This window comes from Synechococcus sp. W55.2 (genome assembly GCF_047461635.1).
In the GTDB taxonomy this organism is placed as follows: Bacteria; Cyanobacteriota; Cyanobacteriia; order Thermostichales; family Thermostichaceae; genus Thermostichus.
In genome coordinates this window covers 15,109-39,960 of the sequence record NZ_JANSHM010000009.1, presented here as the reverse complement: position 1 = coordinate 39,960, position 24,852 = coordinate 15,109, and the positions used below count along the sequence as shown (strand labels likewise).

At 56.6% G+C, this 24,852-nt stretch carries 22 protein-coding genes; 8 read left to right on the top strand and 14 right to left on the bottom strand.

The genetic code is table 11. The annotated features are described in order from the left end of the window. The first annotated feature begins 156 nt into the window (after nt 1-156). Nucleotides 157-1,974 (top strand): translational GTPase TypA, encoded by a 1,818-nt coding sequence (typA, locus tag NW828_RS03590; protein ID WP_414381575.1) that lies wholly within the window; start codon nt 157-159, stop codon nt 1,972-1,974. A gap of 30 nt (nt 1,975-2,004) precedes the next feature. Here typA and NW828_RS03585 read toward each other — a convergent pair whose 3' ends face one another. Together NW828_RS03585 and NW828_RS03580 are read right to left on the bottom strand one after the other, a co-directional pair. Beyond that, entirely contained in the window at nt 2,005-4,158 is a 2,154-nt protein-coding gene (locus NW828_RS03585; protein ID WP_414381572.1) for a M48 family metalloprotease, read from the bottom strand. A 102-nt stretch (nt 4,159-4,260) separates the two neighbouring features. Further along, on the bottom strand, nt 4,261-5,544 hold the full coding sequence (locus tag NW828_RS03580; RefSeq protein WP_414381569.1) for a competence/damage-inducible protein A: 1,284 nt from the start codon (nt 5,542-5,544) through the stop codon (nt 4,261-4,263). On the opposite strand from NW828_RS03580, the gene NW828_RS03575 reads away from it, so the two are divergent. After that, nucleotides 5,495-5,836: a helix-turn-helix domain-containing protein gene (locus tag NW828_RS03575; RefSeq protein WP_414381612.1), complete on the top strand. Its 342-nt coding sequence runs from the start codon at nt 5,495-5,497 to the stop codon at nt 5,834-5,836. The two genes, NW828_RS03580 and NW828_RS03575, sit on opposite strands and share 50 nt — an antisense overlap. 378 nt (nt 5,837-6,214) lie before the next feature. Here the strand turns inward: NW828_RS03575 and NW828_RS03570 are convergent, their stop codons facing one another. From NW828_RS03570 to NW828_RS03550, 5 genes are all read right to left on the bottom strand, one after another. Further along, nucleotides 6,215-6,640, bottom strand: a complete 426-nt coding sequence (locus NW828_RS03570) for a universal stress protein (protein WP_414374511.1) — start codon at nt 6,638-6,640, stop codon at nt 6,215-6,217. Nucleotides 6,641-6,834: 194 nt separating this feature from the next. Further along, a complete protein-coding gene (locus NW828_RS03565; protein ID WP_414381566.1) occupies nt 6,835-7,578 on the bottom strand; it encodes an alpha/beta fold hydrolase in 744 nt (247 codons plus the stop codon). A 237-nt stretch (nt 7,579-7,815) separates the two neighbouring features. Further along, the gene (locus tag NW828_RS03560) at nt 7,816-9,396 is read right to left on the bottom strand and encodes a chlorophyll a/b binding light-harvesting protein (protein ID WP_414374509.1); all 1,581 of its coding nucleotides are present in this window, start codon (nt 9,394-9,396) and stop codon (nt 7,816-7,818) included. Between the two features lie 47 nt (nt 9,397-9,443). After that, nucleotides 9,444-9,953 carry a flavodoxin FldA gene (fldA, locus tag NW828_RS03555; protein WP_414381563.1) on the bottom strand — a complete coding sequence of 170 codons (510 nt, stop codon included), beginning with the start codon at nt 9,951-9,953 and terminating at the stop codon, nt 9,444-9,446. 73 nt (nt 9,954-10,026) lie between these two features. Next, nucleotides 10,027-11,061 (bottom strand): chlorophyll a/b binding light-harvesting protein, encoded by a 1,035-nt coding sequence (locus NW828_RS03550; protein ID WP_414381561.1) that lies wholly within the window; start codon nt 11,059-11,061, stop codon nt 10,027-10,029. A gap of 504 nt (nt 11,062-11,565) precedes the next feature. Between NW828_RS03550 and NW828_RS03545 the strand changes: the two genes are divergently transcribed. After that, a complete protein-coding gene (locus NW828_RS03545) occupies nt 11,566-12,675 on the top strand; it encodes an imelysin family protein (RefSeq protein WP_414381558.1) in 1,110 nt (369 codons plus the stop codon). A 33-nt stretch (nt 12,676-12,708) separates the two neighbouring features. Further along, nucleotides 12,709-14,079: a di-heme oxidoredictase family protein gene (locus NW828_RS03540; protein WP_414381555.1), complete on the top strand. Its 1,371-nt coding sequence runs from the start codon at nt 12,709-12,711 to the stop codon at nt 14,077-14,079. Here the strand turns inward: NW828_RS03540 and NW828_RS03535 are convergent. Then, nucleotides 14,076-14,750, bottom strand: coding sequence for a Fe2+-dependent dioxygenase (locus NW828_RS03535; RefSeq protein ID WP_011431398.1), 675 nt, complete (start codon nt 14,748-14,750; stop codon nt 14,076-14,078). The two genes, NW828_RS03540 and NW828_RS03535, sit on opposite strands and share 4 nt — an antisense overlap. 133 nt (nt 14,751-14,883) lie before the next feature. Here NW828_RS03535 and NW828_RS03530 point away from each other — a divergent pair, with 133 nt between their 5' ends. Further along, nucleotides 14,884-15,771 (top strand): TVP38/TMEM64 family protein, encoded by an 888-nt coding sequence (locus NW828_RS03530; RefSeq protein WP_228375352.1) that lies wholly within the window; start codon nt 14,884-14,886, stop codon nt 15,769-15,771. Here NW828_RS03530 and NW828_RS03525 read toward each other — a convergent pair. Both NW828_RS03525 and NW828_RS03520 read right to left on the bottom strand, forming a co-directional pair. Continuing rightward, nucleotides 15,768-16,100 carry a cupin domain-containing protein gene (locus NW828_RS03525; RefSeq protein ID WP_011433845.1) on the bottom strand — a complete coding sequence of 111 codons (333 nt, stop codon included), beginning with the start codon at nt 16,098-16,100 and terminating at the stop codon, nt 15,768-15,770. The two genes, NW828_RS03530 and NW828_RS03525, sit on opposite strands and share 4 nt — an antisense overlap. Then, nucleotides 16,100-16,876, bottom strand: coding sequence for an SAM-dependent methyltransferase (locus NW828_RS03520; protein WP_414358094.1), 777 nt, complete (start codon nt 16,874-16,876; stop codon nt 16,100-16,102). The genes NW828_RS03525 and NW828_RS03520 overlap by 1 nt, the downstream gene beginning before the upstream one ends. A gap of 74 nt (nt 16,877-16,950) precedes the next feature. Here NW828_RS03520 and NW828_RS03515 point away from each other — a divergent pair. Beyond that, nucleotides 16,951-17,882, top strand: a protein-coding gene (locus NW828_RS03515; protein WP_414381552.1) for an IS630 family transposase whose coding sequence is annotated in 2 segments (ribosomal slippage) — nt 16,951-17,287 and nt 17,287-17,882 — 933 coding nt in all. Because the reading frame shifts where the segments join, the coding sequence is not laid out codon by codon here. A 114-nt stretch (nt 17,883-17,996) separates the two neighbouring features. Here the strand turns inward: NW828_RS03515 and NW828_RS03510 are convergent. Continuing rightward, entirely contained in the window at nt 17,997-18,659 is a 663-nt protein-coding gene (locus tag NW828_RS03510) for a DUF3386 domain-containing protein (RefSeq protein WP_011431401.1), read from the bottom strand. A 326-nt stretch (nt 18,660-18,985) separates the two neighbouring features. Between NW828_RS03510 and mutL the strand changes: the two genes are divergently transcribed. Both mutL and NW828_RS03500 read left to right on the top strand, forming a co-directional pair. Next, nucleotides 18,986-20,722, top strand: a complete 1,737-nt coding sequence (mutL, locus tag NW828_RS03505) for a DNA mismatch repair endonuclease MutL (RefSeq protein ID WP_414381549.1) — start codon at nt 18,986-18,988, stop codon at nt 20,720-20,722. A 36-nt stretch (nt 20,723-20,758) separates the two neighbouring features. Further along, nucleotides 20,759-21,610 (top strand): vitamin K epoxide reductase family protein, encoded by an 852-nt coding sequence (locus NW828_RS03500; RefSeq protein ID WP_414381546.1) that lies wholly within the window; start codon nt 20,759-20,761, stop codon nt 21,608-21,610. On the opposite strand, the gene NW828_RS03495 is transcribed toward NW828_RS03500, so the two are convergent. The 3 genes from NW828_RS03495 to NW828_RS03485 all read right to left on the bottom strand — a co-directional run bounded on the left by NW828_RS03495 (nt 21,586) and on the right by NW828_RS03485 (nt 24,785). Then, the gene (locus tag NW828_RS03495; protein ID WP_414381543.1) at nt 21,586-22,644 is read right to left on the bottom strand and encodes a diguanylate cyclase; all 1,059 of its coding nucleotides are present in this window, start codon (nt 22,642-22,644) and stop codon (nt 21,586-21,588) included. The genes NW828_RS03500 and NW828_RS03495 overlap by 25 nt on opposite strands. A gap of 76 nt (nt 22,645-22,720) precedes the next feature. Next, nucleotides 22,721-23,608 (bottom strand): photosystem I biogenesis protein BtpA, encoded by an 888-nt coding sequence (btpA, locus tag NW828_RS03490; RefSeq protein ID WP_414381540.1) that lies wholly within the window; start codon nt 23,606-23,608, stop codon nt 22,721-22,723. A gap of 31 nt (nt 23,609-23,639) precedes the next feature. Beyond that, complete coding sequence (locus tag NW828_RS03485) at nt 23,640-24,785, bottom strand: quinone-dependent dihydroorotate dehydrogenase (protein WP_011433850.1); 1,146 nt, start codon at nt 24,783-24,785, stop codon at nt 23,640-23,642. Nucleotides 24,786-24,852: the final 67 nt, after the last annotated feature.

The following is a 24,852-nucleotide window of genomic DNA, read 5'->3' as shown; positions in this document are numbered from 1 at the left end:
GAGGCAGTCGGGATAACCCTTTGGGAGTGCTGGGGCTAAGCCCAGAGTCAAGGGCGCTCAACTGTTTAGCGATGTAACGCTTCTTTGCGCTAAAGTTGTAAAGAGATCCCTAGGGCTCTCCTGCCTATAGGGCAATGTTCCTCTGGCTGATTATCTATGTCACTCCCCATCCGCAACGTCGCCATCATTGCCCATGTTGACCATGGCAAAACCACCCTCGTGGATGCCCTGTTACGCCAGGCGGGCATCTTTCGGGAGGGGGAAGACATTCCCACCTGTGTGATGGACTGCAACACGCTGGAGCGGGAGCGGGGCATCACCATCTTGGCCAAAAACACAGCCGTCCGCTACGGCGAAACCTTGATCAACATCGTCGACACCCCTGGCCACGCCGATTTCGGGGGCGAGGTGGAGCGGGTGCTGGGGATGGTGGAGGGCTGCCTGTTGATCGTGGATGCCAACGAAGGCCCGATGCCGCAAACCCGCTTTGTGCTGCGCAAAGCCTTGGAGAAGGGCCTGCGCCCAATTGTGGTGGTCAACAAGATTGATCGGCCTCGCGCCGAGCCCTACAAAGCCGTCGACAAGGTGCTGGATTTGTTCTTGGAGCTGGGGGCAGACGAAGACCAGTGCGACTTCCCCTATCTATTTGCCTCTGGGTTGCGCGGCTTTGCCCTGGAAGAAGCCCATCTCAAAGACTTTCTGGAAGGGAAGTACAGCGGATCCCTGGATATGAAGCCTCTTTTCGAGGCCATTCTCAAGCATGTCCCACCTCCCATTGGGGATCCCGGCAAGCCCCTGCAGCTGCAGGTCACCACGCTGGAGTATTCGGAATACCTGGGCCGGATTGTGATCGGCAAGATCCACAACGGCACCATCCGCCTGGGGGATCCATTGGCAGTGGTGAAAGAGGATGGATCCATTGCCAAGGGCAAAGTAACCAAGCTGTTCGGCTTTCAGGGCCTGCAGCGCATCGAGCTGACGGAAGCTACCGCCGGCCACATTGTTGCTGTGGCGGGGTTTGCCGAGGCCAACATCGGCCATACCCTCACCTCTCCCGAAAATCCCCAGGCTCTGCCGCTCATCAAAGTGGACGAGCCCACATTGCAGGTGATGATCTGCGTCAACGACTCCCCCTTCGCCGGGCAAGAGGGTACTTTTGTAACTTCGCGACAGTTGCGGGAGCGCCTGATGCGGGAGTTGGAAACCAACGTGGCGCTGCGGGTGGAAGAAACCGATTCGCCGGATCGCTTTTTGGTGTCGGGGCGAGGCGAGCTGCACCTGGGCATCCTGCTAGAAACCATGCGGCGGGAAGGCTATGAGTTTCAGGTGGGGCAACCGAAGGTGATTTTCCGCGAGGTCAACGGCCAGCCCTATGAGCCCTATGAGTGTTTGGTGCTGGATGTGCCGGAAGCGACGGTGGGGGCCTGCATCGAGCGGCTGGGGCAACGGCGGGGAGAAATGCAGAACATGATGGTGGGATCCGATGGTCGGGCTCAGCTGGAGTTTGTCATTCCGGCGCGAGGGCTGATCGGCTTTCGGGGGGAGTTTATCCGCATCACCCGCGGCGAGGGGATCATGAGCCACAGCTTTTTGGAATACCGTCCCCTGACCTCTGAGATGGAAATGCGCCGCAACGGGGTGCTGATTGCTTTTGAAGAAGGGGTGGCCACTACCTATGCCCTCAAGAATGCGGAAGATCGAGGTGTATTCTTTATTACGCCAGGTACCCGCGTTTACAAGGGCATGATCGTGGGCGAGCACAACCGTCCCCAAGACTTGGAGCTGAACGTCTGCAAGACCAAGCAACTGACCAACCACCGGGCTGCGGGCGGGGAGGAGCTGGTGCACTTGCAAGCGCCGGTGGAGATGACCCTGGAGCGGGCTTTGGAATACATCGGCGAGGATGAGCTGGTGGAGATCACGCCCCAGTCGGTGCGCCTGCGCAAGGCACAGTTAACGCCCTCTCGCCGCTAGTTTTCTCAGCCAACTGGAAGAGAGCCTGGCTCACCACCGCCGCAGGTAAGAGGCCAAGTTGGGGAAATAGAACGCCCCCCAAATCCCCAGCAGGATGACTCCCAAGCCGAACACAACCAGCCAAAGGCGCGGTCGGCTGTGCAGCTTATTGGATCCCACCTGGACGTAGGCCAGATCCACCCAAGCAGTATTGCCGCGGCGGAACCAGCCCACCACTTTGACGCGCCGGCCCACCAGGGCGCGGATCCGCTTCAGGCCGGAAAAGACATTGCCCACCGGGCCCAGAAGGGAGGTGAAGCGCACCGGGATCAGCCCTGTGGCATCTTGCAGCTTCAGCTCTGCCCCCAGTTGATAGCCGGAGGGGCCCAGTCCCACCAACTCCCCCTCCAGCTCCACCCATTGTCCGCGGCAGGGATCCGCGTCGGGATCCGCCAGCAAGCTGAGCACATCCGTCGGCCTTGCCGGCAGGGATCCCCCGTACATCAACCCCGCTTTGGCCCACAAGCCCACCCCGTAGCCCACCACCGCTGCTGCCGCGATCACCTTGGGATCGAGACGGTTTTGCAGCAGCAGGTAGAGGATCAGCCCCACCAGCCAGCCAATGAGGATCCCGACCACTTCGGCTGCGTAGATGGCCAGATCCAGCCAAAACCGGCTTTGCAGGCGGGCCACATCCAATTTGGACCCGGATCCCAGGCTCAGCTCCGGCAGGAGGCGCAGCCGCTCTCCATATCCCGCCAAGACCTTGAAGCGGTGCCCCGGCAGCGGATGGCTGGAATTGACCTGCATCCAGCGGGCCCAAGGGTTGATTTGATCCCAAAGAAAGACTTGGCCAGCTTGGGAGGGATCCTGGAGGCGGGCGGCAGCACTGGCAGCGGCGATGGTTTTGAAGTCCAAAAAGCTGAACAGGCGGGTGCAGTGCAACAGCGAGGAAGGTCGGCGGTCGTTTTTGTGGGCCTCCTGCAGGCCAGCAGCCGATTTGAGCAGAGCAGCAATCAGCCCGTTCGGGTTGCCAGTCGCCTCTACAGCAAAATGGTCGGCATGGTAGGTGCCCAGGCGGGAGAGGAAAAACAGCGGGTAGGAGAGCACCGTGTAGATGAGGTAGAGCAGCGGGGCCACATGCCCGATGAGATCCCGCCGTTTGCTTCCCAGTTGGCTCACCTGCTCTAGGGCCAGGTAAACCAGTTGAATCGGGGATCCCAGCAGGGTCATGACCAGGATATCTCCATTAACAATTCGCCCCAGGGCCTGGGCGTAGACGGCGGCAATCTCATCCTCAGAAAGCTCCTGCAACAGGGCTTGGGTGACCACAATGCGGCAGCCATCAGAAAAAGTGCCGTAAACAAAGGCCAGCGGACCAGCATCCGGGATCACCCCCAGTCGGGGCTGTTTTAGCTGGTTTTGGGCACAGATGCGCTGCAGCAGGCGCGCCGTTTCGGGGCTGTGGCGTTCGATTTCGCCAAGCCTGGCCCAACGCAACTTGTGCAGCCGTTGGTGGAGCTGATCCATCAGCCAGGGGGCAAAAAAGAGAAGGCCTACTCCAAAGTTGACCGCCAGGCTGCCGGCCACCAACCACCGCAGGCCATTGCGCAGCCAGGGCAGCAACCCCTGCAAAAACCAAAGCTGCCGCGGAAAACTCAGCCGGCCAAAATCCAGATGGCTGCCTACCAACACAAAGCTCAGCCACCAAAGGAAGACAATGCCCACCCCCAGGGATCCCCACTTGGCCCAATGCAGGGGGCCGGCCCGCTCCGGCAGGGGGATCTTCATACCCAGTTGGGCGGCCCGTTGACGGGTGGACAGGGATCCCGCTCCAGGAGACGGCTCCTCTGGGGGAGCAGAACGCGGTTCGACAGGTTTGGCGGACGGAGCAGCCAGGAACTCTGTTGCAGTAGGCAGGCGAAGCAAGATCTTCTTGGCCCAGCCTTGCGCCTGGGGGTTGGGGTGTTGCAGCAGCTCTAGGCAGAGGGACCGTGCCTTCTCCGTCTGGCCCAACTGGTGGTAGGCCCGCACCAGGTTCATTTGGGCTTCCAGGGCTTCGCCGTCAGATGAGTCTGCCGGGATCCCTAATGCTTTGTCCTGCTGACGGGATTGGGCCAGGTAGCCTTCAAAAAGTTGGATGGCCTCTTGAAGGCGGCCCTGCCGCAGGGCTTCCTTGCCCGCCTGGACGGCATCGGGGATCATCGGCTTGCTCCTTGCCTGGTAGGGTCTGCTTCTGGAGATCGGTTGGATCCATCTGCTCCCCCAGCTTACTCAGGGATCCAACCCCGAGAGACTGGATCCCCCCTAAAGGGGGTAGCAGAGCAAGCGCCGCCGCAAGCGATCCAGAGCCGTCTGGGCGCTCCACCAACGCACCCCCTCTCTGCCGCGCAGGCTGCCAAACCGGTACTCGTGTACTTCCACCTTCCCTTGCGGATCCGCCAAACCCAGATACACAAGGCCAACCGGCTTGGTGGGTGTCCCCCCATCCGGCCCGGCAATGCCGGTAATGCTCAAGGCCCAGTCGGAGCCCAGGACTTGCTTGGCCCCAAGAGCCATTTGGGCGGCCACCGCCTCGCTGACAGCCCCTTGCTGCCGTAGGGTTTCCGGCTTCACCCCCAAAAGCTGCTCCTTGATGCGGTTGTCGTAGGCCACGATCCCCCCCACAAAATAGCGGGAGCTGCCCGGGATCCCGGTCACCAACTGCCCCAGCAGCCCGCCGGTGCAGGATTCTGCCACCGCCAGAGTTTGACCCCGCTGCAGCAACAGCTCCCCCACCACACCAGCCAAGGTGGCGTCATCGCTGCCGAAGTAGTCTTCTCCAGAAATCTGTAAAATCTGCTCCACCACCGGGGCGATCAAGGCTTGGGCCTCTTCACGACTGGGAGCACGTCCGGTAACCCGCAGGCGTACCTCCCCCTGGCTGGCGTAGGGAGCCACCGTAGGGTTTTCCCCCGCCAACAGGGATCCCAGCCGTTCGGCCAGCGTCGATTCGGGAATGCCCCAATAGCGCAGTACCCGGCTGTAGAACACCTCTTTTCCCCAGCCGATGGAGCGCAGATAAGGCACGGCGGTCTCCCGCCACATGTGTTGCATCTCCCGCGGCACCCCAGGGAAGGTGAGAATGTGCAGGTCGGGCCGGGGCTGCCAGATGAGGCCACAGGCGCTGCCAAGCGGGTTGGGCAACACCCTCGCTCCCCGGGGCAGAAAAGCCTGCTTGCGATTGCTCGGCGAGGGCACAAGGCCCCGCTGCCCGTACTTTTGCAGGATCTCTTCCCACACTTGGGGGTGCTCCACCATCTCCGCCCCAAAAAAGGAAGCCAGCGCCTCATGGGTGAGATCGTCCGGCGTCGGCCCCAAACCCCCGGTGATCAGAATCAAGCTGGAACGACCACAGGCCACCTCCAGCGCGTGGTGAATGCGGGCCTCGTTATCCCCCACCACCGTTTGGTAATAGTGGGGGATCCCCAGTTGCGCCAACTCGGCTGCCAAGTACTGGGCATTGGTATTGGTGATCTCTCCCAAAAGCAATTCTGTGCCGATGCAGAGGATCTCAGCCCCTTGGGGAATAGCAGTTTGCGGTGGGATCATGCTTGGCCTCGAGCTCAGCTCAGCCGCAAGAGAAGTATACAAGCAGGGAGGTCTCGGCCTCCCTGCGCGCCCCCAGATTTTGGGCTTGCAGTTGACCATTCCAAATGGCGGTGAGACAACCGGCAAGTTTCCATCTCCGGCGCCGGCAAAAAGATTGGGGGACGAGATGTATCCGACAGCACAACAGCGACAGACGCTGCAGCAGTGGTTGGGAACAGCTCGGTTTGTTTATAACCGCACCCTAGATTTTCTGAAGTCTTTAGAAGGCGAGCGTCCACCTGGATGCAAGTAGCTACTCACCACATCTTGCCTTCTCTACCAGATTGGGCGAAGGCAGTCCCGTACCAAACCAGAAAGTGGCAGTCATTGTTTGCGTTGGCCCATTCAAGACTTGCGGGATGAGCGCCAAGGCGGCCAGGTTCTGGGTGGACAACTTTGACATTTATTTATTCTTTGACATTTTCTTTGACATTATTTGACATTGTTTATTGTCTTGGTTTATTGTCTTGCTGCTCAAGTTTCAGACCTCCAAGATAGCGGTCAGAAAGCAGCGCCAGCTACATGCCAAGACGGTGCGCTTGCTACTGGTGGGCGCGTAGTGCGTTCCAGGAACGGCCAGAGGCTGTGGCTGAGCAGTACGGGAAACAAGCAGTCAATGGGATCCCTCTCCTCAGGGCACGACCAACACCGGGCAGGGGGCAAGATCGATCACGCGGTGGCTGACAGAGTTATTCTGCCCCTCTCCGGAGAGGGTGAGGCCGCGGGATCCCATTACAATTAGGCTAATCTCCAGCTCGTCTGCCACATCACAGATGACAAAAGGCACCTTTCCCTCTCGATACTCACTCTTGACGCTGTTGAGGCCGATTTGATGCAGGCCAGACTCCGTTTGCTTGAGCAGGTTGTGGATGTTTTGCCGAGCTTGTTCCGCCCTCTCCGCGTCCAGCTCCGCGGCATCCAGTACAGAGAGCAAGTACACCTGACTTTTGTAGCGCTGCGCTATGTCTGCCACCAAGGGCAAGGCGTGGCTGGTCTCACGCGAGTTGTCGATGGGAAAGAGCAGCTTGTCGAACATAGTCGCGGATTCCGCGGTCAAGCCCATTCCCTATCCAAGTTGGGGGCTTGCCCTATTCTATCAATTTTACCGGGAGCTCAATGGCCTCATTCCACCCCTGCCCGTTTTCCTGTTGTCAGGGGCTCCACCTGGGCTGCTTCGCCCTAGCTGCAAACGGAGCTCCTCTGCTGTTTGGATGAGTAGCCATTCTATCATCCCGCGAAAGTCCAGCCGCCCTAAGCCATGCTGGGCTGAAGTTTACTCAATTCCTGCCAAAAATCCATTATTTTCAGATTGACCAAACTTGGAAAAGAATAATGAAAAAAGTGTCGCCCCTCAGGGCAAAACCACATTTGATCCCCTGGCTTTAGGTGGTTTCTCCACTTCTCGAGCGAAGCAGGATCCACAATGGGGTCATCCTTGCTGGCGCAAACCAACATCGGCACCGACACTTTCTGGGCTGGAATCGCTATCACCTGAAATAGGGAGTGAGGTATGGGAGAAGTATCCAAATCTTTAGCCAGAGCATAGGAGAGTGAGCGTGCTCGCCACTGTTCTGAAGTAGGTAGAAGGCTCTGGGCTATACGCACCAAGAGTTGTTCCCGACTCCAGCAAAAGATTTTTCGCTGCACATAGAAATGGGCATGCCAAGTGGTAGCAGGCCAACCTCCCACGGCCAGCAAGGTCAGAGACTGTAACCGCTGTGGGTAACGGCAGGCAAAAAGATAAGCGGCCACCCCGCTCAAGCCGTGGCCGATAAGATGAACGGGTCGATCCCAAGCTTTGAGATATTCGTATAGCAGCGTGATTACAGTCTCCAGGCTACAAGGCTCATCCTGGGTTTGGTGGTACTCCCAGTAGGCTATCCGAAAGCATTTCCCCAGGGATCCTAATAAAGGCTGATCAAAGAGCTTGAGACTGGGAGAAATGCCCAGATACAGGGCCTCAAAAGCGAGCGCAGAAGCGGAGCTTAAACTCATATTCGCTATTCCATCTCGACTGTTAAAACCATCAAGGCTGCTAGCCAAACAAAAGATCTACAAAGTCCAGTAGCCAGAAACCAACCGGCAAAGTGCGGTTGAACCATGCAATTGTGAACAGTGCAATTGCCATTGGAAAATGCGGCCCAAAGGATCCGAGCCGATCTGGATAGAGGAGAGGGGACAATACCCCTCTCCTTTCTGCAGATCCCCGAACCAGGGAGCCTCAAACCTCATTCACAGCCCAGGCAAAATCTGGGCCAACACGTCCGCACTGTTCAGGAGCATGTAGGCAAACAGGGCACCGCCAACGCCGCCCACCAGAAACCCTCCCGCCAACTGGCTCCAGCCGGCACGGGTGCGCAAGTTTTCGGGCAAGTCCTCCGATCCTGCCGGTACTCGCACCGGCTGAGGGGATCCCTGCGATTCCGCCATCAGTTGCACTCCCGGCGTCGGATAGGCCACCTCTCCATAGGGGGTGTTCACCACCGCCACCAGCCGCGAGCGCGGAAAAGAGACTCGTCCATAGATCGAAAGACAAACCGTTAGGATCAGCACCAGACCAATGGCCGCCAGCGTACCTGCCGTCAGGGCTTGCTCCGAATTCCGCAGCGGACTCAACTTGTAAAACGGCCCCACCAGGAAGTACCCATGGGCCATGCCGATCTCCAAACCGCGCAGGAAAGGCGACAAGCCCTCCCGGTAGATGGGCAGGTTTTGCAGCAGCAGCAGGGTGAGATCGCCCTGGTTTACCGGCGTGTCCAAGTTGCCCACCTGGGGATCTGTGGCTCGCACCCAGCCCCCGCGCTGGAAGTCAAAGCCGCTGGCCGCCGCCCGCGCCCGGATGGCATGCCAGATGTGCCCCGCCAAAAACAGGATCCCCAAGACAAAGTGGGCTGTAGCCAACCAGGTACGGCTGCTTACAATTCCCCTTTCGTCAGCGGCCAGCCCCAGCGGCCCGTAAAAAGCCGCAGGGTAGGCGATCTCATTGACGCTGACAAAATAGGCCGCCAAGATGCCCATGTAAGCCAGGGCCCCCAGGCTGTAGGAGAGGTAGGCTTCGCCCGAGTAGATCAAGACTTGCTTGGCCCAGGCAAAGGGGCGCGTGGCTATGTGCCACCATCCCCCCAGCACGCAGAGCAGGCCCACATAGATGTGTCCCCCCACCAGGTCTTCCAGGTTGTCCACGGCGGCCATGCCCTGCTGACCCATCAGCGGCGTCAAGTAGGCGAAGATCCGCAGCGGATTGAGGGTGGGATCCGCAACGATCCGCACGCGGCCCAGGTTGGCATCGTACAGCCCTCCCCAAAAGAGAGCCTTGGCCACCAGCAGCCATGCACCCAGCCCCAGCAGCAGCAGGTGGATGCCGAGGATGGTGGTCATCTTGTCGTCATCTTCCCAGTCGTAGCCGAAAAACTCGGCAAAGGTTTTCCCCTTGCTCAGCACCTCTGGTCCCAAAAGGGCATGGAAGATCCCTCCTGCCCCCAGCACTGCCGAGGCAATTAGGTGCAGAACGCCCACGACAAAAAAGGGATAGGGATCCGTAACCACCCCTTCTGCGTTGACGCCGATGCCCAAGCTGGCCAGATGGGGCAACAAAATCAGCCCCTGGCTGTACATAGGTTGATTTGGATCCCAGTGGGCCACCTCGAACAAGGTCATGCCGCCGGCCCACAGCATGATCAGCCCCGCATGGGCCACGTGGGCCCCCAGCAGCTTTCCGGATAGGTTGAGCAAACGAGCATTCCCTGCCAACCAACTGACCTGAGGGGATCCCTCAGCAGAAGTAGGCGATGAAGATAGAACTGCGCCGGTCATGACAAACTCCCACAGTATCAATGACAAGTTAAGAAGCCGGGTTTGAATTACAGATTGAAGAGCGTTTTTAGTTTAGCCGTCCACTCTTTAATTCGTTTTTCCGTCAGCTCTGGTTGGTTATCTTCGTCCAGAGCAAGGCCGACAAACTCACCGTCAACCACTCCCTTAGACTCGTTGAACTCGTAGCCTTCTGTAGGCCAGGAGCCGACATTTTTGCCGCCACGCTCGGCAATTTTTTTGGCCAGGATCCCCATGGCATCTTGAAAGTTGTCGGGATAGCCCAACTGATCCCCAACTCCAAAGTAGGCTACCGTCTTACCGGAAAAATCGATCTCATCCAAATTTGGGAAAAAACCATCCCAATCAGCCTGAAGCTCCCCAATATTCCAAGTTGGACAGCCGATGATTAAGTAGTCGTACTTCTCAAAGTCCTCAATGCTGGCCTCGGCAATGTCAATTAAATCTACATTGTCTTCGCCCAGCTCTTTTTGAATCATCTCGGCAGCTCTTTCGGTATTTCCGGTTTGAGTGCCGAAAAATAGACCTATTTTTGCCATTGCTCCTACCTCGAAACTGCAACTGCGAAGCTCAAAATCAGATGGCTAGATAGTCAATGCCTTCAGCGTGCCGTTAGGCCTGCTGTGCAGCGAGCTCTACTCTGCCGGTACGGAAATTGAATCCTCGGGCTTTCAGGGCATGGAAAAGGTGGCCCTGAAGGAAGAAAAAGGCCAGCCAAAAGTGGGCATTGGCCAGCCAAACCCTAGACGTGAGAGCCTCTCCTTGCTCAAAAAAGGGATAGCGATCCAAGCCCACCTGAAGCAGCGGCCCATAGAAAACTTCGGGATAAACCACTGGGTTAACCGCAACAAAATAGGCAGCAATAAACCCCATCAAGGCCAAAGCTCCCAGGCTGTAGGAAAGATAAGCCTCTCCCGACCAGACAAAAATTCGCTCTGCCCAGCCAAAAGGCTTGGTCACGATATGCCAAATGCCCCCCGCCACCAAGAGCAAGCCCAGCCAGAGGTGGCCGCCCACCACGTCTTCCAAAGTGTCCACCCCTGCTATCCAATGGCGTCCTTCCGCGCCCAACAGGTGCCCAAACGGATTCCAATTGGGAAGGATGGTGCGCACCTCTCCCACCCCAGGGTCAAACAATCCGCCAAACACTGTTGCCTTAAGCACCAGCAGCCATGCCCCCAGTCCCAGCAGCACCAGGTGGATCCCTAGGATGGTGGTCATCTTGTTTTTGTCCTGCCAGTCATAGCTAAACAGGGGGAAGGCTTTGGCCTCCAGCACCGCCGGCCCCCGCAGGGCATGAAAAATACCGCCAAACCCCAAAAAAGCAGAGCTAATCAGATGTACGGCCCCCACCGCAAAGTAGATACCGGTATCCAGAATTTCCCCGCCGGATCCCACTCCCAGCCCCAAGCTGGCCAAGTGGGGCAACAGGATTAGCCCCTGCTCGTACATCGGCTGGGTCGGGTCAAAATTGGCCAACTCGAATAGGGTCATGATACCGGCCCAGAGAACGATGAGCCCGGCATGGGCCACGTGGGCCCCCAACAGTCGGCCAGAAAGATCGGTCAAACGGGCGTTGCCCGCCCACCAGGGGATCTGCTTTTGCAAGTTAGATTGGCCTTCTTGCGCTGATGTCGTCGCTGTCATATCCGTCTCTCCTGACTTCCCGAGTTCCTTCCAGAAAAAGGCCAGAGACCTCGCCTCAAGCCCGGCCCTGGCCTCCTGGACACATCCTTTCGAGACACGCGACCACTATTGATATTAAATCTCAATAGCGATCCCTGATATACTCTAAACTTATTGAGAAAAACTATCAAGTTCAAGAAGTTAATTTTTATTAACAACCAGAAACGATGGCAAAAAGTCCCAAGGGCTCCCCTCTAGGGAACCAGTTGGGGGAAAGAGCAAATTGTAAGCAATTACAAAAAATCTTGATTTTCTTAAGACTAAGTCTCAACAACTGGATTACAATGGGGCATCATTCAGCCAAGCCAGACAGGGCTGGGAGGAAAGGAGTCAGTGCATATGTCGGGGCATCTCAAGCTTTGGACAGGTATAGGACTTTACATTTTGGTGAGCGGGGCTGCGTGTGGGGAAACTCGAAGGGAGCCTTCTACTGGGAGCACTGGAGGCGATCCGCCAGTTCTGAGCGTGGCTTCGACGAATCCGGAGTGCCGGCCCATCCCTGTGGAAGGGGGTGGGGAGGGAGGAGAGGAAGGGGGAGGTTCTCTGGGCTTAGGCTCCACCCGGCCAGCGGTAGTGCTCGCTCCCGAACAGCAGTTTCAAGATCGCCAAATCCTCGTTGACTTTGCGGATCAGGTGGTGATCCCTGCCTACGAGCAGTTGGCAGCCGATACCCAAGCGCTGTCGCAAGCCATCCAGGCCTTTGTCAAAGATCCTAATCCGCGGACTTTAGAGGCGGCTCGCCAAGCTTGGTCTGTTGCTCGCATCACTTGGGAGGAGAGCGAAGCTTTTGCCTTCGGCCCGGCGGCCTCTTTGGGGCTAGATGCGAACTTGGACGAATGGCCCCTGAATGAGGTGGAGGTGCTGGAAGTTCTAGAAAGTGGGGATCCTCTCGCCCCGGGGATGGTGGCGGACTTAGAGAGTGGGCAAAAGGGATTTCATGCCGTTGCTTTCTTGCTTTTCGGGGTCAATAACGACAAGTCCCTGGAGGACTTTACAGAGCGGGATCGGGAATATTTAGCTGCTGTTAGTTCGGTTTTAGCGGATACGGCGGAAAAATTGCTCAAAGCCTGGACAGAGGGGGTGGAGGGATTACCTCCCTTTCGCGAAGAATGGGTGAGGGCAGGCGAGGGCAGCAATAGCTATCTCACGCTGCAGGCTGCTGCTGAAGAAATAGCCCAAGGTATTCTCGGCATGCTAGACGAGCTGGGCAACGTCAAAATTGGCGAAGCCTTTGCCCGGCAAAATCCTTTTCTCTTGGAAAGTCGCTTTGCCCACCATTCCCTACCCGAGTTTCAGGCCAATGTGCGCAGTGTTCAATATGCCTACTTGGGAGGGTTTAGGGGGAGACAAGGGCGCGGGCTCAGCCAATTTGTCCGCGGCATTGATCCAGTTTTGGATGACCAAATTCAATTGCAATTCCAAGAGGTGGCGGCGGCCTTACAAGGGATCCCTGCTCCTATGGAAAAAAGCCTTTGTGATGCCAATGCTCGCAGCTCCATCACCGCTGCTATGGAGCAAATCCAGCGCGCCTTCGACGGCTTTTCTCAGGGAGTTGTGCCTCTCTTGCAGCAGTAGATCTCACAAACGCTAGCCGGATGCCCATAGCCTATGCATCGTATCTTACAGATCCTGATGCTGGTGGTGGGATCCTTTTGGGTGGGGAGTGTTTTGGCTCTCCAGACTGGATCCCAGCCATTGCCCCCTCGAGCGGGTGGGGAAACAACCCTTTGGAACCGCACCTCAACAGCCTACGAGCAACCGGCTCCTAACTTGGATCCTCGCTGGGCCAGGCTGCATGCTCTGGGGGACATTGCCTTTGAGGCCAGCTTCGTAACGGCTCCAGCACCCGTTAACCCCGGCTTGGGGCCTTTGTTCAACAACAACTCTTGTGCCGGCTGCCATGTCAAAAATGGCCGTGGTCAATCTGAGAAAGGACAGCGGGTGGTTAGGGTCAGCCAAGCTAGCCTCTCTCAGGTGGATACGGTTGCTGCTCCCAAACCCTCTGGATGGGAAGCCATTGCTCCTTACAGCAATACCCTTCCTGTGCCCGGCATCGGCACGCAAGTTCAAGAAAAGGCCGTTCGGGGCTATCGGCCAGAGGCCAAGGTGGAGTTGCAGTGGGTGGAACAGGCCGGACAGTACGCCGATGGAACCCCCTACAGGCTTCGTTCCCCTGTTGTGAAGCTGCTAACTCTGGAGGGAGCGCCCATTGATCCTGTCCTCATCTCCCTGCGGGTCCCTCAGCCGGTGTTTGGAGCTGGCCTACTGGAGGCAGTTCCTGAGTCTGAGATCCTAGCAGCAGCTGATCCTGACGATGCAGATGGAGATGGCATCTCTGGCCGCCCCAACTACGTCTGGGATCAAGAGCAGCAGCGCTTGGTGCTGGGACGGTTTGGTTGGAAAGCCAATGCCCCCAACCTCAGGCAACAAACTGCTGCTGCCTACGCCAACGATATGGGTGTTACGAATCCTCTCTTTCCTGCCGGGGATGGCGGCCAAGACATTGACGAGGCCACTCTCAAAGCAACAACCGTTTACGTGCAAACCCTGGCAGTTCCTGGCCGCGCCCTTTGGCAGGATCCCCAAGTTCAGCGAGGGGAAAAGCTCTTCGTCCAAGCCCAATGCGCCAAGTGTCACCGACCAGAGCTACAAACCGGCATTCATGAGATCCCTGCCCTGGCCAACCAAGTCATCCACCCCTACACCGATTTGCTGTTGCATGACATGGGCGAAGGACTAGCAGATGGCCGCGCTGACTTCGAGGCCACGGGCCGAGAATGGCGCACCCCCCCTTTGTGGGGCATCGGCTTGTCGCAGACAGTTCTGCCCTCCTCCGGCTATTTGCACGATGGCCGCGCCCGCAGCCTCGAGGAGGCCATTCTCTGGCATGGGGGAGAAGCTGAACGCTCCCGCGAGATCTTTAAAAATATGGCTGCTGAAGACAGAGAAGCCCTGCTCTATTTTCTTCGATCCCTCTAGAGCTCTGCCCATTTCCGCAGCAGGTTCGCGTAAACTTTGGAGATCAAATCAAAGTGGCGTGTCTTGCCCGATTCCTGAAACATCTGCTGCCGCACAGTCTGTAAATCAAAGAGGATCTCGCGTTCTTGCGGATCCCTAATTAGGCTTTGAACCCAACTGACGGCAGCATAGCGGATCCCACGGGTTACAGGCTCAACTCGGTGCAAGGTGGAAGCAGGATAGAGGATCAAAGCACCCGCCGGCAGCTTGTAGGCTTGCTCCCCCTCGCTACTCTCGATCTTCAGCTCACCGCCATCATAGTCTTCAGGGGCACTTAGAAATAGCGTAAAGGAAATATCCGTGCGCATCAGCTGATGCCGATCGAGCATCAGCGCATCGTCGGTATGAGTGCCATAGGACATTCCCGCTTCGTAGCAGCTAATTAAAATGGAATGAATGAGCTTGGGCCGGGCAGCCATCTGGAACAACAAATTACGCTCTAGAGCTGCCAAGATAATCTCCTCTATCTTCCGTTGCTGAAGGGATCCCTTTGGCATTTGCCTATTGTTTTTGACAAGCCTGGCATTCCAGCCTGCCGTCAGAGCACCATCCACAAATTCAGCATCGGCTATGAGGGACAGAATCTGTTGCAATTCTGCTAAACTAAGAACATCGCCAATACACAAGATCATTATCAACCTCTAAAAAGCAAAATACATGACACCTTCTACACTAGCAAAACAAGCCTTATGAAAATCATGCCTACTTCGAGCATCCCTCGGAAACCTTAAGCATCTAGCAGAGAAAGTAGAGATCTTTTGCCCTATGCAGCCACCTTCTGGTATTCGACAAAAAGAGCTCTGCGAGCTATTGGGCTTAGACTACAAGGCTGTTGCCACCGAGGCAAAGCGTCTGGGCTTGAGCACACATGCCTATCTGCAACAGAAAACAGGTTGGATCCTGAAGGATGAACTCTATTATCCGCCCGGCACTACCTTTGACAAGTCAGCAGATGGCGAGTCAGTAGGATCGTCCCCTACCCCCTCAGAGGATTTGTCCTCTAGCAGCAAAATCAATTCCAGAAAAAGGAAAGACATCCTCTCACTGCTGTTGTTGCTTGTTGTCCTGTTAGCTGCCATCTTGCTGGCCCGTCGCTTAGATCCAGAGGCAACTCGAGAATTTATAGCAAAACTAGGCCCCTGGGCACCCCTTGCCCTGATTGGATTACGCTCCCTGAGTATTATTATTCCTGCCATACCCAGCACCCTTTACTCCATCTTGGCAGGAGCCCTCTTTGGATTTGGATCGGGAATCCTTTACATTGCAATTGCTGATTTTATCTCTTGTACACTTAACTTCTACCTAGCCAGAAAGTTTGGTAGAGACCTAGTACAGCGAGTAGTTGGGCGACAATGGATGTACAAAGTCGATGCCCTTTCAGCTAACTATCTGGAAAACAATATTTTTCTTACAGCTGGTTTTTTAATGACGGGCCTATTCGACTTTGTCGCCTACGCCGCCGGCCTAACCCAAATAAAATGGCAGAACTTTCTTCTCGCCCTAGCTTTGGGCATTGCCGTCTCTACACCCCCAGTAGTGGCTCTGGGGGCAGGGATCCTAGAGCAGGGAAGGTGGCTGCTGGGCTTTGCTTTGCTGGGAATGTTTGCTTTGGCGATGTTAAGCGGCTGGCTGAGTAAAAGGCGGCGTTCTTAACTTGCCTTTGATAAAGTCAGAACAAAAGCAAGGTCAGCAGTGGCTTCTAACTCATGGGGAACATTTGCCGAAATTAAGACAAATATGCCCGGAGATAGAGAGATCTTCTCACCTGCAAGGGTTAAGACTCCAGTTCCTTCAATGACGTGGAGAGTAGCGTCCCTTGTGGAGGTATGCTCGGAAATACTTGTGCCTCCCGCCATACAGAAAAGAGTATGTTGGCAGACTTCACTTTTCCAAATGATCTTGCTGAGAACTCCTTCCACAGAATAAGCAATGTGATCTTTGAGCTGCAAAAAAGGTGACTCAGGGGAGACAAGAGACATCATTAAGCCTCCTTCTTAGCAATCAGTATGATGTAGCCTAGGTTATTTCGATATCGGCTAAAGATTTGCTTCATAGATAAGATCCGCTGCCGGATTACAGGACGTGTAAGCACATTCCACACCATAGTTAAGAGCGTCGGCAATCCTTCCTCTGTAGCAATAGCAACGGGATTGAGCAAAGTTAAGGGGCCGGTGGCATACTGGACAACCGTAAGATTTGCTTGCTGAACAGTTGCAAGCCAGCTGTCAGTAGATAAAGGATTGGCATTGACATGGATTACGGAGGATAACTCCTTGCGGATAGCGTCGCTGTTGGATCCCTCAACTCGCAGCTCATGGCTGAGGAACTTACCCCCTGGCTTGAGGCAATTGTAAATCCCTGACAAAATCTTAGATTTTCCTGCATCGGACTGCATTGTTAAAATAGCTTCCGCCAAGACATAGTCAAATTTCTGATCGATTTGATCTAGGTGAAAGATATCGCCCTCGAGGATCTCAACTTGGCCGGCTAGCCCTGCTGCAGAAACATTAGCGCGAGTGCGAGCAATGTTATCTGGATTTTTCTCAATGCCGGTAACATGTATGCCATAGCGCTTTGCCAATCGAATAGCCGTGTAGCCAAGGCCTGAGGCAAGTTCCAGCACAGTTTCTCCTCGACGGAACTCGGCAAACTTGAAGAGCCGTTCGGTAGCGCCAAAGCCCCCCGGTCGAAGTGCCTTTTTACCTGCCGCAGCCAGTACCTGGTGTCCAGGTGCATTTTTTGAGTCCAGCTTAGACATAGGTAACTCCAAAAAAGATACAGCCTTTTAATTTAAAATAGGGTACAGGTATTCAAGAGGAAGGAGAGAAAGGAATGCCGACTCATTCTTTGGATTTGCGGCAAAGAGTTGTAGCAGCCTATCAGGCAGGTAACACCTCCATCCGCCAGGTAGCTAAACGCTTCATGGTTACCAAAAGAACAGTACACCGCTGGGTGCGACAGTACCAACAAACTCAAGATTTAGCCCCTAAGAAAGCAGGCACCAAGCGAGTGGGCATTTTGGAACAACATCGGCAGGAAGTGATGGCAATTATTACAGAACACCCAGACTTCTACCTGTGGCAGTATCAAGAACTGTTGCGCGAGCGCTTAGGAATCAATGTAAGCATCGTCACGATACATAATTTCTTGAAAAAGCAAGGAATGACTCTAAAAAAAAGACCTACCGCAGTGCAAAAGTCAAAGAAGAGGAGGTGCAAAGGGAACGACTAGCTTATAGTCAAGAAGTCAGGAATATTCCAGCGGAGGATTTGATTGCCATCGACCAGACGGGAGTCTGGGAGGGAATGGAGCGGAGAGTATCTCGGAGTTTACGTGGTCAAATGGCTTATCATTATCGTCAGAGATACAAGGGTGAAAAGTATACGGTTATTGGAGCTATTTCCTTGAGAGGTGTAGTTGGCTGTCGTGTCATCAAGGGTGGGATGAAGAAAGGAGACTTTTTGGAGTTTTTGAGAAGCGAGCTATGTCCGAAGCTAGATGCGAGGAAGGATTTAAATATCCACAAGAGTCGGGAAGTTGAGGAATTGATTAGGGGGACAGGAGCACGAATCCTATACCTGCCTGTGTATGCGCCGGAGTTGAATCCCATTGAGATGATGTGGTCGGTGTTGAAGCATTTTATTCGGCAGCTTTGCAGAATTGGGAAATATAGCATGGAGCAGATAGTGAAGACTTCTTTACTACTGATCAATCCATCCTCCTTCCGAAGTTGGTTTGCTAAGTGCTGCTATTGTACCCCTTGAGTCCTTAACAGGCTGTACCCTGTGGCCATCTGTTTTGAGCTTGGCTGTGAGCACCTCATCACCTTCTATAATTAGAGATGCCCACAGCCGCAAAGAAAAACTTATTTTTCTCAGCTATTCGAAAAATCGAATATTAGAGAAGAGGAAAAGTTGAGGGGATGAACTTTTTTGGCCATCCTGCTCTTCCCAAATTCTTCTCTCAACCAGAATCCAATACCGACCTATTTTTTGATAACGATCTTCGTAGATCATCTTTGCTTGAGTTTTTTCTCCAGTTCCTGGGCTACAATACTCAGCAGTGTAGTGAGTGGGTAGGTAGCCCTCACCTGTATCGTAAAACTCTTGAACTGAGACTGTAATTGTCCGATTGGCAAGATGGCGATGTACCATTTGAATGTGCTTGCCCTGAACCCAGTACCTATCGGTAGAAGATAAGCCCGAAACAAGAACTTCAGTGATGTCTGAATTTTGTGGCTCTCCATAGGCAAAGGTGTGGCCACCGTGTTCCTCGTCGAAGGAATGACGAACGCGATGCACCATGACTTCCCACATCTGTTCCCGTATTTTCTGGCGGATCTCCTCGTCCTCGACGCCGGCAACATCGATCTTCATGTTGCGGTCAATACTCACAACTCCTGAGAAGGAGAGGCTGCTGTCACCTTCTTTGGGAAAGTAGGTTATCTCAGCTCGGTAGCCAGGAAAGTCTTTGTCCCAGGTGTAGCGATTCTCAAAAGCCTCCTTGAATAGCTCTCGGGCCGGAGCTTGCTGTGCTGCCATAATCTCCTCATTAATGAGAAATTTTACTATTTAAATCCTAGTAGAGGCTGATGGCTGGCCTTGGGATTTTAAGGTTTCCTTATGACTGGCCACCCGCTCAGCTCTCTTGTTCTCGAAGTTTCTCGAAGTTCTTGGCGGTTACCGATGGGCAGGAAGGCGGAACCTCAATCCTTCACTTGGCCTGAGGGGAGCCTTGAAGTTAATGAAAACCATTGGCAAGGCGCTGTCCACTGGCAACAGAGGGAGAGAGCTAAGCTAAAGCTCGGCGCTGTTGGCCTTTTGGCGACAAGCTGGCAGGAAGAGAGTCTGCTTTCTCAACTCACTCCATGTCCAAAATCCAACCCCTGAACCCAGAGCGGATCGCCCAGATGGCCGCGGGAGAGGTGATCGACTCGCTGGGGGCTGCTCTGCGAGAATTGCTGGAAAATGCCCTCGATGCTCAGGCCACCCGCATTCAGGTGGAGATCTGGCCCAGCCGCTGGCAGGTGCGGGTGGCCGATAACGGCCAAGGGATCCCCGCTTCGGAGCTGGAGCAGGTGGCCCGTCGCCACACCACCAGCAAGTTGGACGGTCGCAGCCTGGGGTTTCGTGGGGAAGCCCTGCACAGCCTGGCCCGCTTGGGATCCCTAGCTATCCAAACCCGCCACGCTGACGATGCTCACGGCTGGCTGGCCGCCTACGACCGACAGGGGGAGTTGGTTCACAAGCAGCCGGCAGCCACTGCCTTGGGAACGGTGGTCACGGTTGCGGATTTGTTTGCCGACTGGCCTCTGCGCCGTCGGGCCTTGCCCCAAACTCGCCCGCTCCTGACCCTGGTGCAGAATGCAGCCCTAGCCCATCCCTGGGTCAGTTGGCAGGTGCATCAGGAAGGGCAATTGCTGCTCAGCCTCTGGCCGGGAAAGTCTCTGCAAGATCTGCTGCTGCAGGTGTTGCCGCAGGTGGATCCCTCAGATCTGCGCTATCGGCGGATCCAGGATGGGGACAGCGATTGGGAAGTGGTGCTGGGCCTACCGGATCGCTTGCATCGCCCTCACCCCGATTGGATCCGCGTGGCCGTAAACGGACGGTTTGTGCAGATGCCCGACTGGCAACGGCTGATCCAGTCGGTTTTTCACCACGCGTTGCCTCGCCACCGTCATCCACTGGTGGTTGTTCACCTGCGCCTGCCCCCAGAGCAGGTGGATTGGAACCGTCATCCTGCCAAAAGCGAGCTCTACCTGGAGAATCTGACGGCCCGCCAGGAGCAGTTGCGCCAACACCTGCACTCCCTTCTGCAATTGGGATCCGGGCAAGCCAGCCGCCGCTCTGTGCATCTGATCCGGGCCAGCGAGGCCAAGGTGGTCTATCGAGTCTCGCCCGATCTCCAGAGCCGTTTTCCTCCCTCTGACCGCCCAACGGCTCTCCTACCCCCTCTCAGAGCGCTGGCCCAACTGCATCGGACTTACATCTTGGCGGAGCATCCCCAGGGGCTATGGCTGGTGGAGCAACACCTGGCCCACGAGCGAGTTCGCTACGAGTACATCCAGCAGCACTGGCAACTGGTGGCACCGGAGATGCCCGTAACGCTGCAAGGACTGTCGCCCCAAGCCCTGGAGCGGTTGGAGCAGTTGGGGCTGGAGCCGGAACCCTTCGGCCCCAATACCTATCTCATCCGACGCATTCCTCTGGCCTTGGCATCGGAAGATCCAGAGGAGGTGCAGGGATCCCTGCTAGAGCTCAGCCTTTGTCAAGATGTGCAGGCAGCCCAGGTGGCGGTGGCCTGTCGAGGGGCCTTGCGCAATGGGATCCCGCTGACCTTGGAGCAGATGCAAAAGCTGTTGGAAGCTTGGCAGCGCACCGCCAATCCCCACACTTGCCCTCATGGTCGCCCGGTCTACCTGGCCCTGGCAGAAAAAGATCTGGCCCGTTACTTCCGCCGCCGTTGGGGCCTCTGCGACCGGCCTATCTCCGACTCCAAACTGGGATCCCTATGGGAGCTGGATCCGCTGGGAGACAGGTTTGCCGCCCAGGTGCGCTCTTCTGCGTCGGATCCCACGGACGAGCCCAGCTCCACCCCACTATAATCGGGGGTGTCCAACTGCTGAAACCCCTGAAACTCCATGGCTTCTTATCTCAAACTCAAAGCCCAAGAAGAGACCTGGCTGCAGCGCCATTCCCGTCTGATCTTGGCGATCTTGGCCAGCCTGGGATCCCTGCTGACGGCCTATCTCACCTACACCAAGCTGACGGAGCAGCCCGCCGCCTTCTGCACTGGGGATGGAAGGTGTGACCTGGTACTCTCCAGCCGTTGGGCAGAGTTTTTGGGGATCCCGACAGCGGCTGTTGGCCTGCTGGGGTTTCTGGGAGTCTTGGCGCTGGCGGTGCTGCCGGATGGGCTCCCATTGGTGAAGCGGTGGCGCTGGCCGGCCCTGTTTGGCTTGGTTTCCGCCATGACCGCCTTTGAGATGTACATGCTTTACCTGATGGTGGCAGTGCTACGGCAATTCTGCATGTACTGCACCACCGCGATCATCTTGGTGGCAGGGCTATGGCTGGTGACCATGCTGGGCCACCGCTGGTTGGATGGGGGCAAGCTGGCCTTCAGCTACATTCTGGTGGCCTTTCTCACATTGGTGACCACGATTGGGGTGTACGCCAACCAAGTTCCCCCGCCTAGCCCCCTGGCGGTAGGGTTGGCAGCCCACCTGCGGCAGATCGGCGGCACTATGTACGGGGCCTATTGGTGCCCCCATTGTCAAGACCAAAAGGAGCTGTTCGGATCGGCTTTTGAGCAAGTGCCCTACGTGGAGTGCTCCCCCAACGGCCCCGGCACTCCACAGGCTCGAGAATGTACAGAAGCGGGGATCACCAGCTATCCCACCTGGATCATCAATGGCCGCACCTACACAGGCGTTCGCTCTCTGGAAGCCTTGGCAGTGGCCTCTGGCTATCCGCTGGAAGAGGGCAGATAAACCCCTGGAGTCGGGATGAGGATGTGAACTCGGTTGCGCCCTGCCTGCTTGGCCTGGTAGAGCGCGCTATCCGCCTGCTGCAAGGCAGCTTCCGGCTCCAGGCGGTAGTCTTCGCTGAGCACGATCCCACCAATGCTGAGGGTAACCGGCAAGCTGCGCTTGGGGGAGATGTCAATGGGCCGTTTGGCGATAGCCTGCCGCAGAGACTCTGCGTAGCGACCACAGCGAGAGGGGCTAAGTCCGGGCGTAAGGCAAACAAATTCTTCCCCACCATAGCGGTAGAGCAGGCTGGAGGGCCGCAGTTGATTTTGCAGCCGCCCGACGATGGCCTGCAGCACACAGTCGCCGATGTAGTGGCCGTAGCTGTCGTTGATTTGCTTAAAGTGATCTACATCCATCATCAGCAGGCAGAGATAGCGGTAGCGAGCTTCCCCGCGGGCTCCCACCTGCTTGAGCAAATGGGGCAGTGCCTGATCCAGAGCTCGTCGGTTCAGCGCCCCGGTCAAGGGATCCGTCAAAGACAAAGACTCCAACAACTCATTGCGGGCTCGCAATTGCCGGTTGGCCTGGGCCAAAGCTTGGGTGAGCCGCTGGAGACGTAACCCTGCCCGCACCCGCGCTCGCAGCTCCTCGGGATCGACCGGCTTGGTGATGAATTCATCCGCCCCCGCATCCAGCCCCTCTACCCGAGCCTCAACTTCAGAACGGGACGTGAGCAAAATGAAATAGACAAACTGCCCTGCGGCGGATCCCTTGAGACGGCGACAGAACTCTACCCCCGACATCTCAGGCATGACCCAGTCGCAGATCACCATGTCGGGCCACTCGCTCTCTTCCAAGCTTTGCAAGGGATCCCAAGCTGCTCGGCCGCTTTCCCAGCTTTTCACGTAGTACTGGGAGCCTGTGAGAACATTGATAATGTAGCAACGAACCACTGGGTCATCATCGACAACCCAAATGCGGGGAGTCCGGGCCGGAACAGAGCTCCAAAAGGTTTCTTCTGCTGAACCAGAAGGGTGGTACGCAGAATCCAAGCCCTCCAGATCAAGGGATGGCATAGCTAAAGAGGAATCGCCCATTGTAGTCGGATCCCAATCTTAGCGCCAACAGCTAGTTGGAACCAGAACCGGGAGCGGCCAAATAAGCATGGTTGGAGACCCGCTCACGGAGCGCAAGGTGCAGTGCTTCCACAAACTGCCGCACCCGAATCGGGTCGATCATGGGAAAGGGATCCGAATAGCCTGCCGGCATGCCTGCGGAACGGGAAGACCGCTTCAGAGAACTGGCCACAATTACTCCATCTGCCCGCCGGATCAGGCTGCCGATGTTTTCAGCAGTAGCCCCCGAGCCGATGAGCAGCGGCACCTGAGGAGCAACTTTGCGGGCCAGCTCCAGCTCCTCCAGAAGGGGTGGCTTGCCGGTGGCCCAGCCGGAAAGGATGATGGCATCGGCCAGGCCACGTTCCACCGTGTCGGTGATGGCCGCATCCAGACTGATGGGACCTAGGGGTTGGGCGTGTTTCACCAGCACATCGGCAAAAATCTTGATGTTAGCCCCCAGCTCCCGGCGATAGCGCAGCAGGCGGTAGGCATTCCCCTCAATGATGCCTTGGTCGGTCACCATCGCCCCGCAGAGCACATTCACCCGGATAAACTGCGCCCCCACGCAGGCGGCAATTGCCAGAGCACTGCAGCCATCGTTGCGCAAGACGTTGATCCCAACCGGCAGCGAGACCAGGGTTTTCAGCCGCTGGACGATGACGGTCATGGCGCTGACCACCGCTGCGTCCACCCGATCCTTGGCAAAGGGGGCATCGTAAAAGTTCTCGACGAGGATCCCGTCTACCCCTCCTGCAGCCAGGGCAGTAGCTGCCTGTTCTGCCTGAGCGATCACCCATTCCAAGTCCCCCCCCCAACGGGGTGAGGTGGGCAGCGGCAACAAATGAACCACCCCAATGACCGGATGGGGGGTTTTGAAGAGGTGTTGCAGCAGGTTCACCGGCAAGCTTCCTCAGGGATCCCTAACGATCTTACGCCTGGATCTGACCCACAGGGGTATTCTCTGGGGGAAGTGTAACATCAGGGCTGGGGGGAGAAGAGCGGGCTAGGCCTCGGAGCAATTGCGGCACCATACCCGGCCCTTCGTAAACCCAGCCGGTGTAGACCTGCAGCAGGCTGGCTCCCGCTTCCAGTTTCTCCAAGGCGTCGGCCAAGGTGAAGATGCCCCCCACTCCGATGATGGGCAATTTTCCTTGGGTGGAGCGGTGGATGTAGCGGATGACTTGGGTGGAACGCTCCCGCAAGGGGGCACCGCTGATCCCGCCGGCTTCTGCAAGGATTGGCCTAGACTCCGCTGGTGCGAAGGGGATCCCGCGGCCAGGCAGGAAACGGGTTTTCAGGTTATCGCGGCGGAGGGTGGTGTTGGTGGCCACGATCCCGGCCAGTTGATGGTCTTGGGCCAGCTCCAGGATGCTGTCGATGTCGGGCCAGTCCAGATCGGGGGCGATCTTCACCAGGAGGGGTTTTCGCTTCTGATTTTCCCGCTGTAAGGCAGACAGGATGGGCTCCAGTTGCTCAGCAGCCTGCAGGGATCGCAGCCCCGGCGTGTTGGGGGAGCTGACGTTGACCACAAAGTAGTCCCCCAGATCCTGGAGCAGCCGGAAGCTGGCCAGGTAATCGGCAGCCGCTTCTTCTAGGGGGGTGATTTTGGCTTTGCCCAGGTTGATTCCGATGGGGATGGGACGTTGCTGTAGCCGGCGCAACCGTTCCGCCAGAGCCGCCGCCCCTTGGTTGTTAAAGCCCATGCGGTTGAGGGCGGCGCGATCTTGGGGCAGTTGAAACAGGCGAGGTTTGGGGTTGCCCGGTTGGGGCTGAGGAGTGATGGTGCCCACCTCTACAAAACCAAATCCTAGGCTGGGCCAGACGCCCAGAGCCAGGCCATCTTTGTCGAAGCCCGCAGCCAACCCAAGGGGATTGGGAAAGGTAAGGCCCCACAGCGACACCGCTAGCCGGGGATCCCGGTAGCAAAACAGTCGCTCCAGAGCCGATAGGATCCCGGTGGCCTGGGTGGCATCGATCCAATGCAAGGCGCGCAGCAGGCCCATCTTGACCGCTTCCGGGTCGGCTCTCAGCCCAGAAAAAAGCAGAGGCCACAACACATCTCGGTACAGGTTCACCGCAAAGACCCTCTACAGGTAAACTGCCCCTTGGCTGTAGCTTGCTTCCGCGTCGCAAAAATCGGTG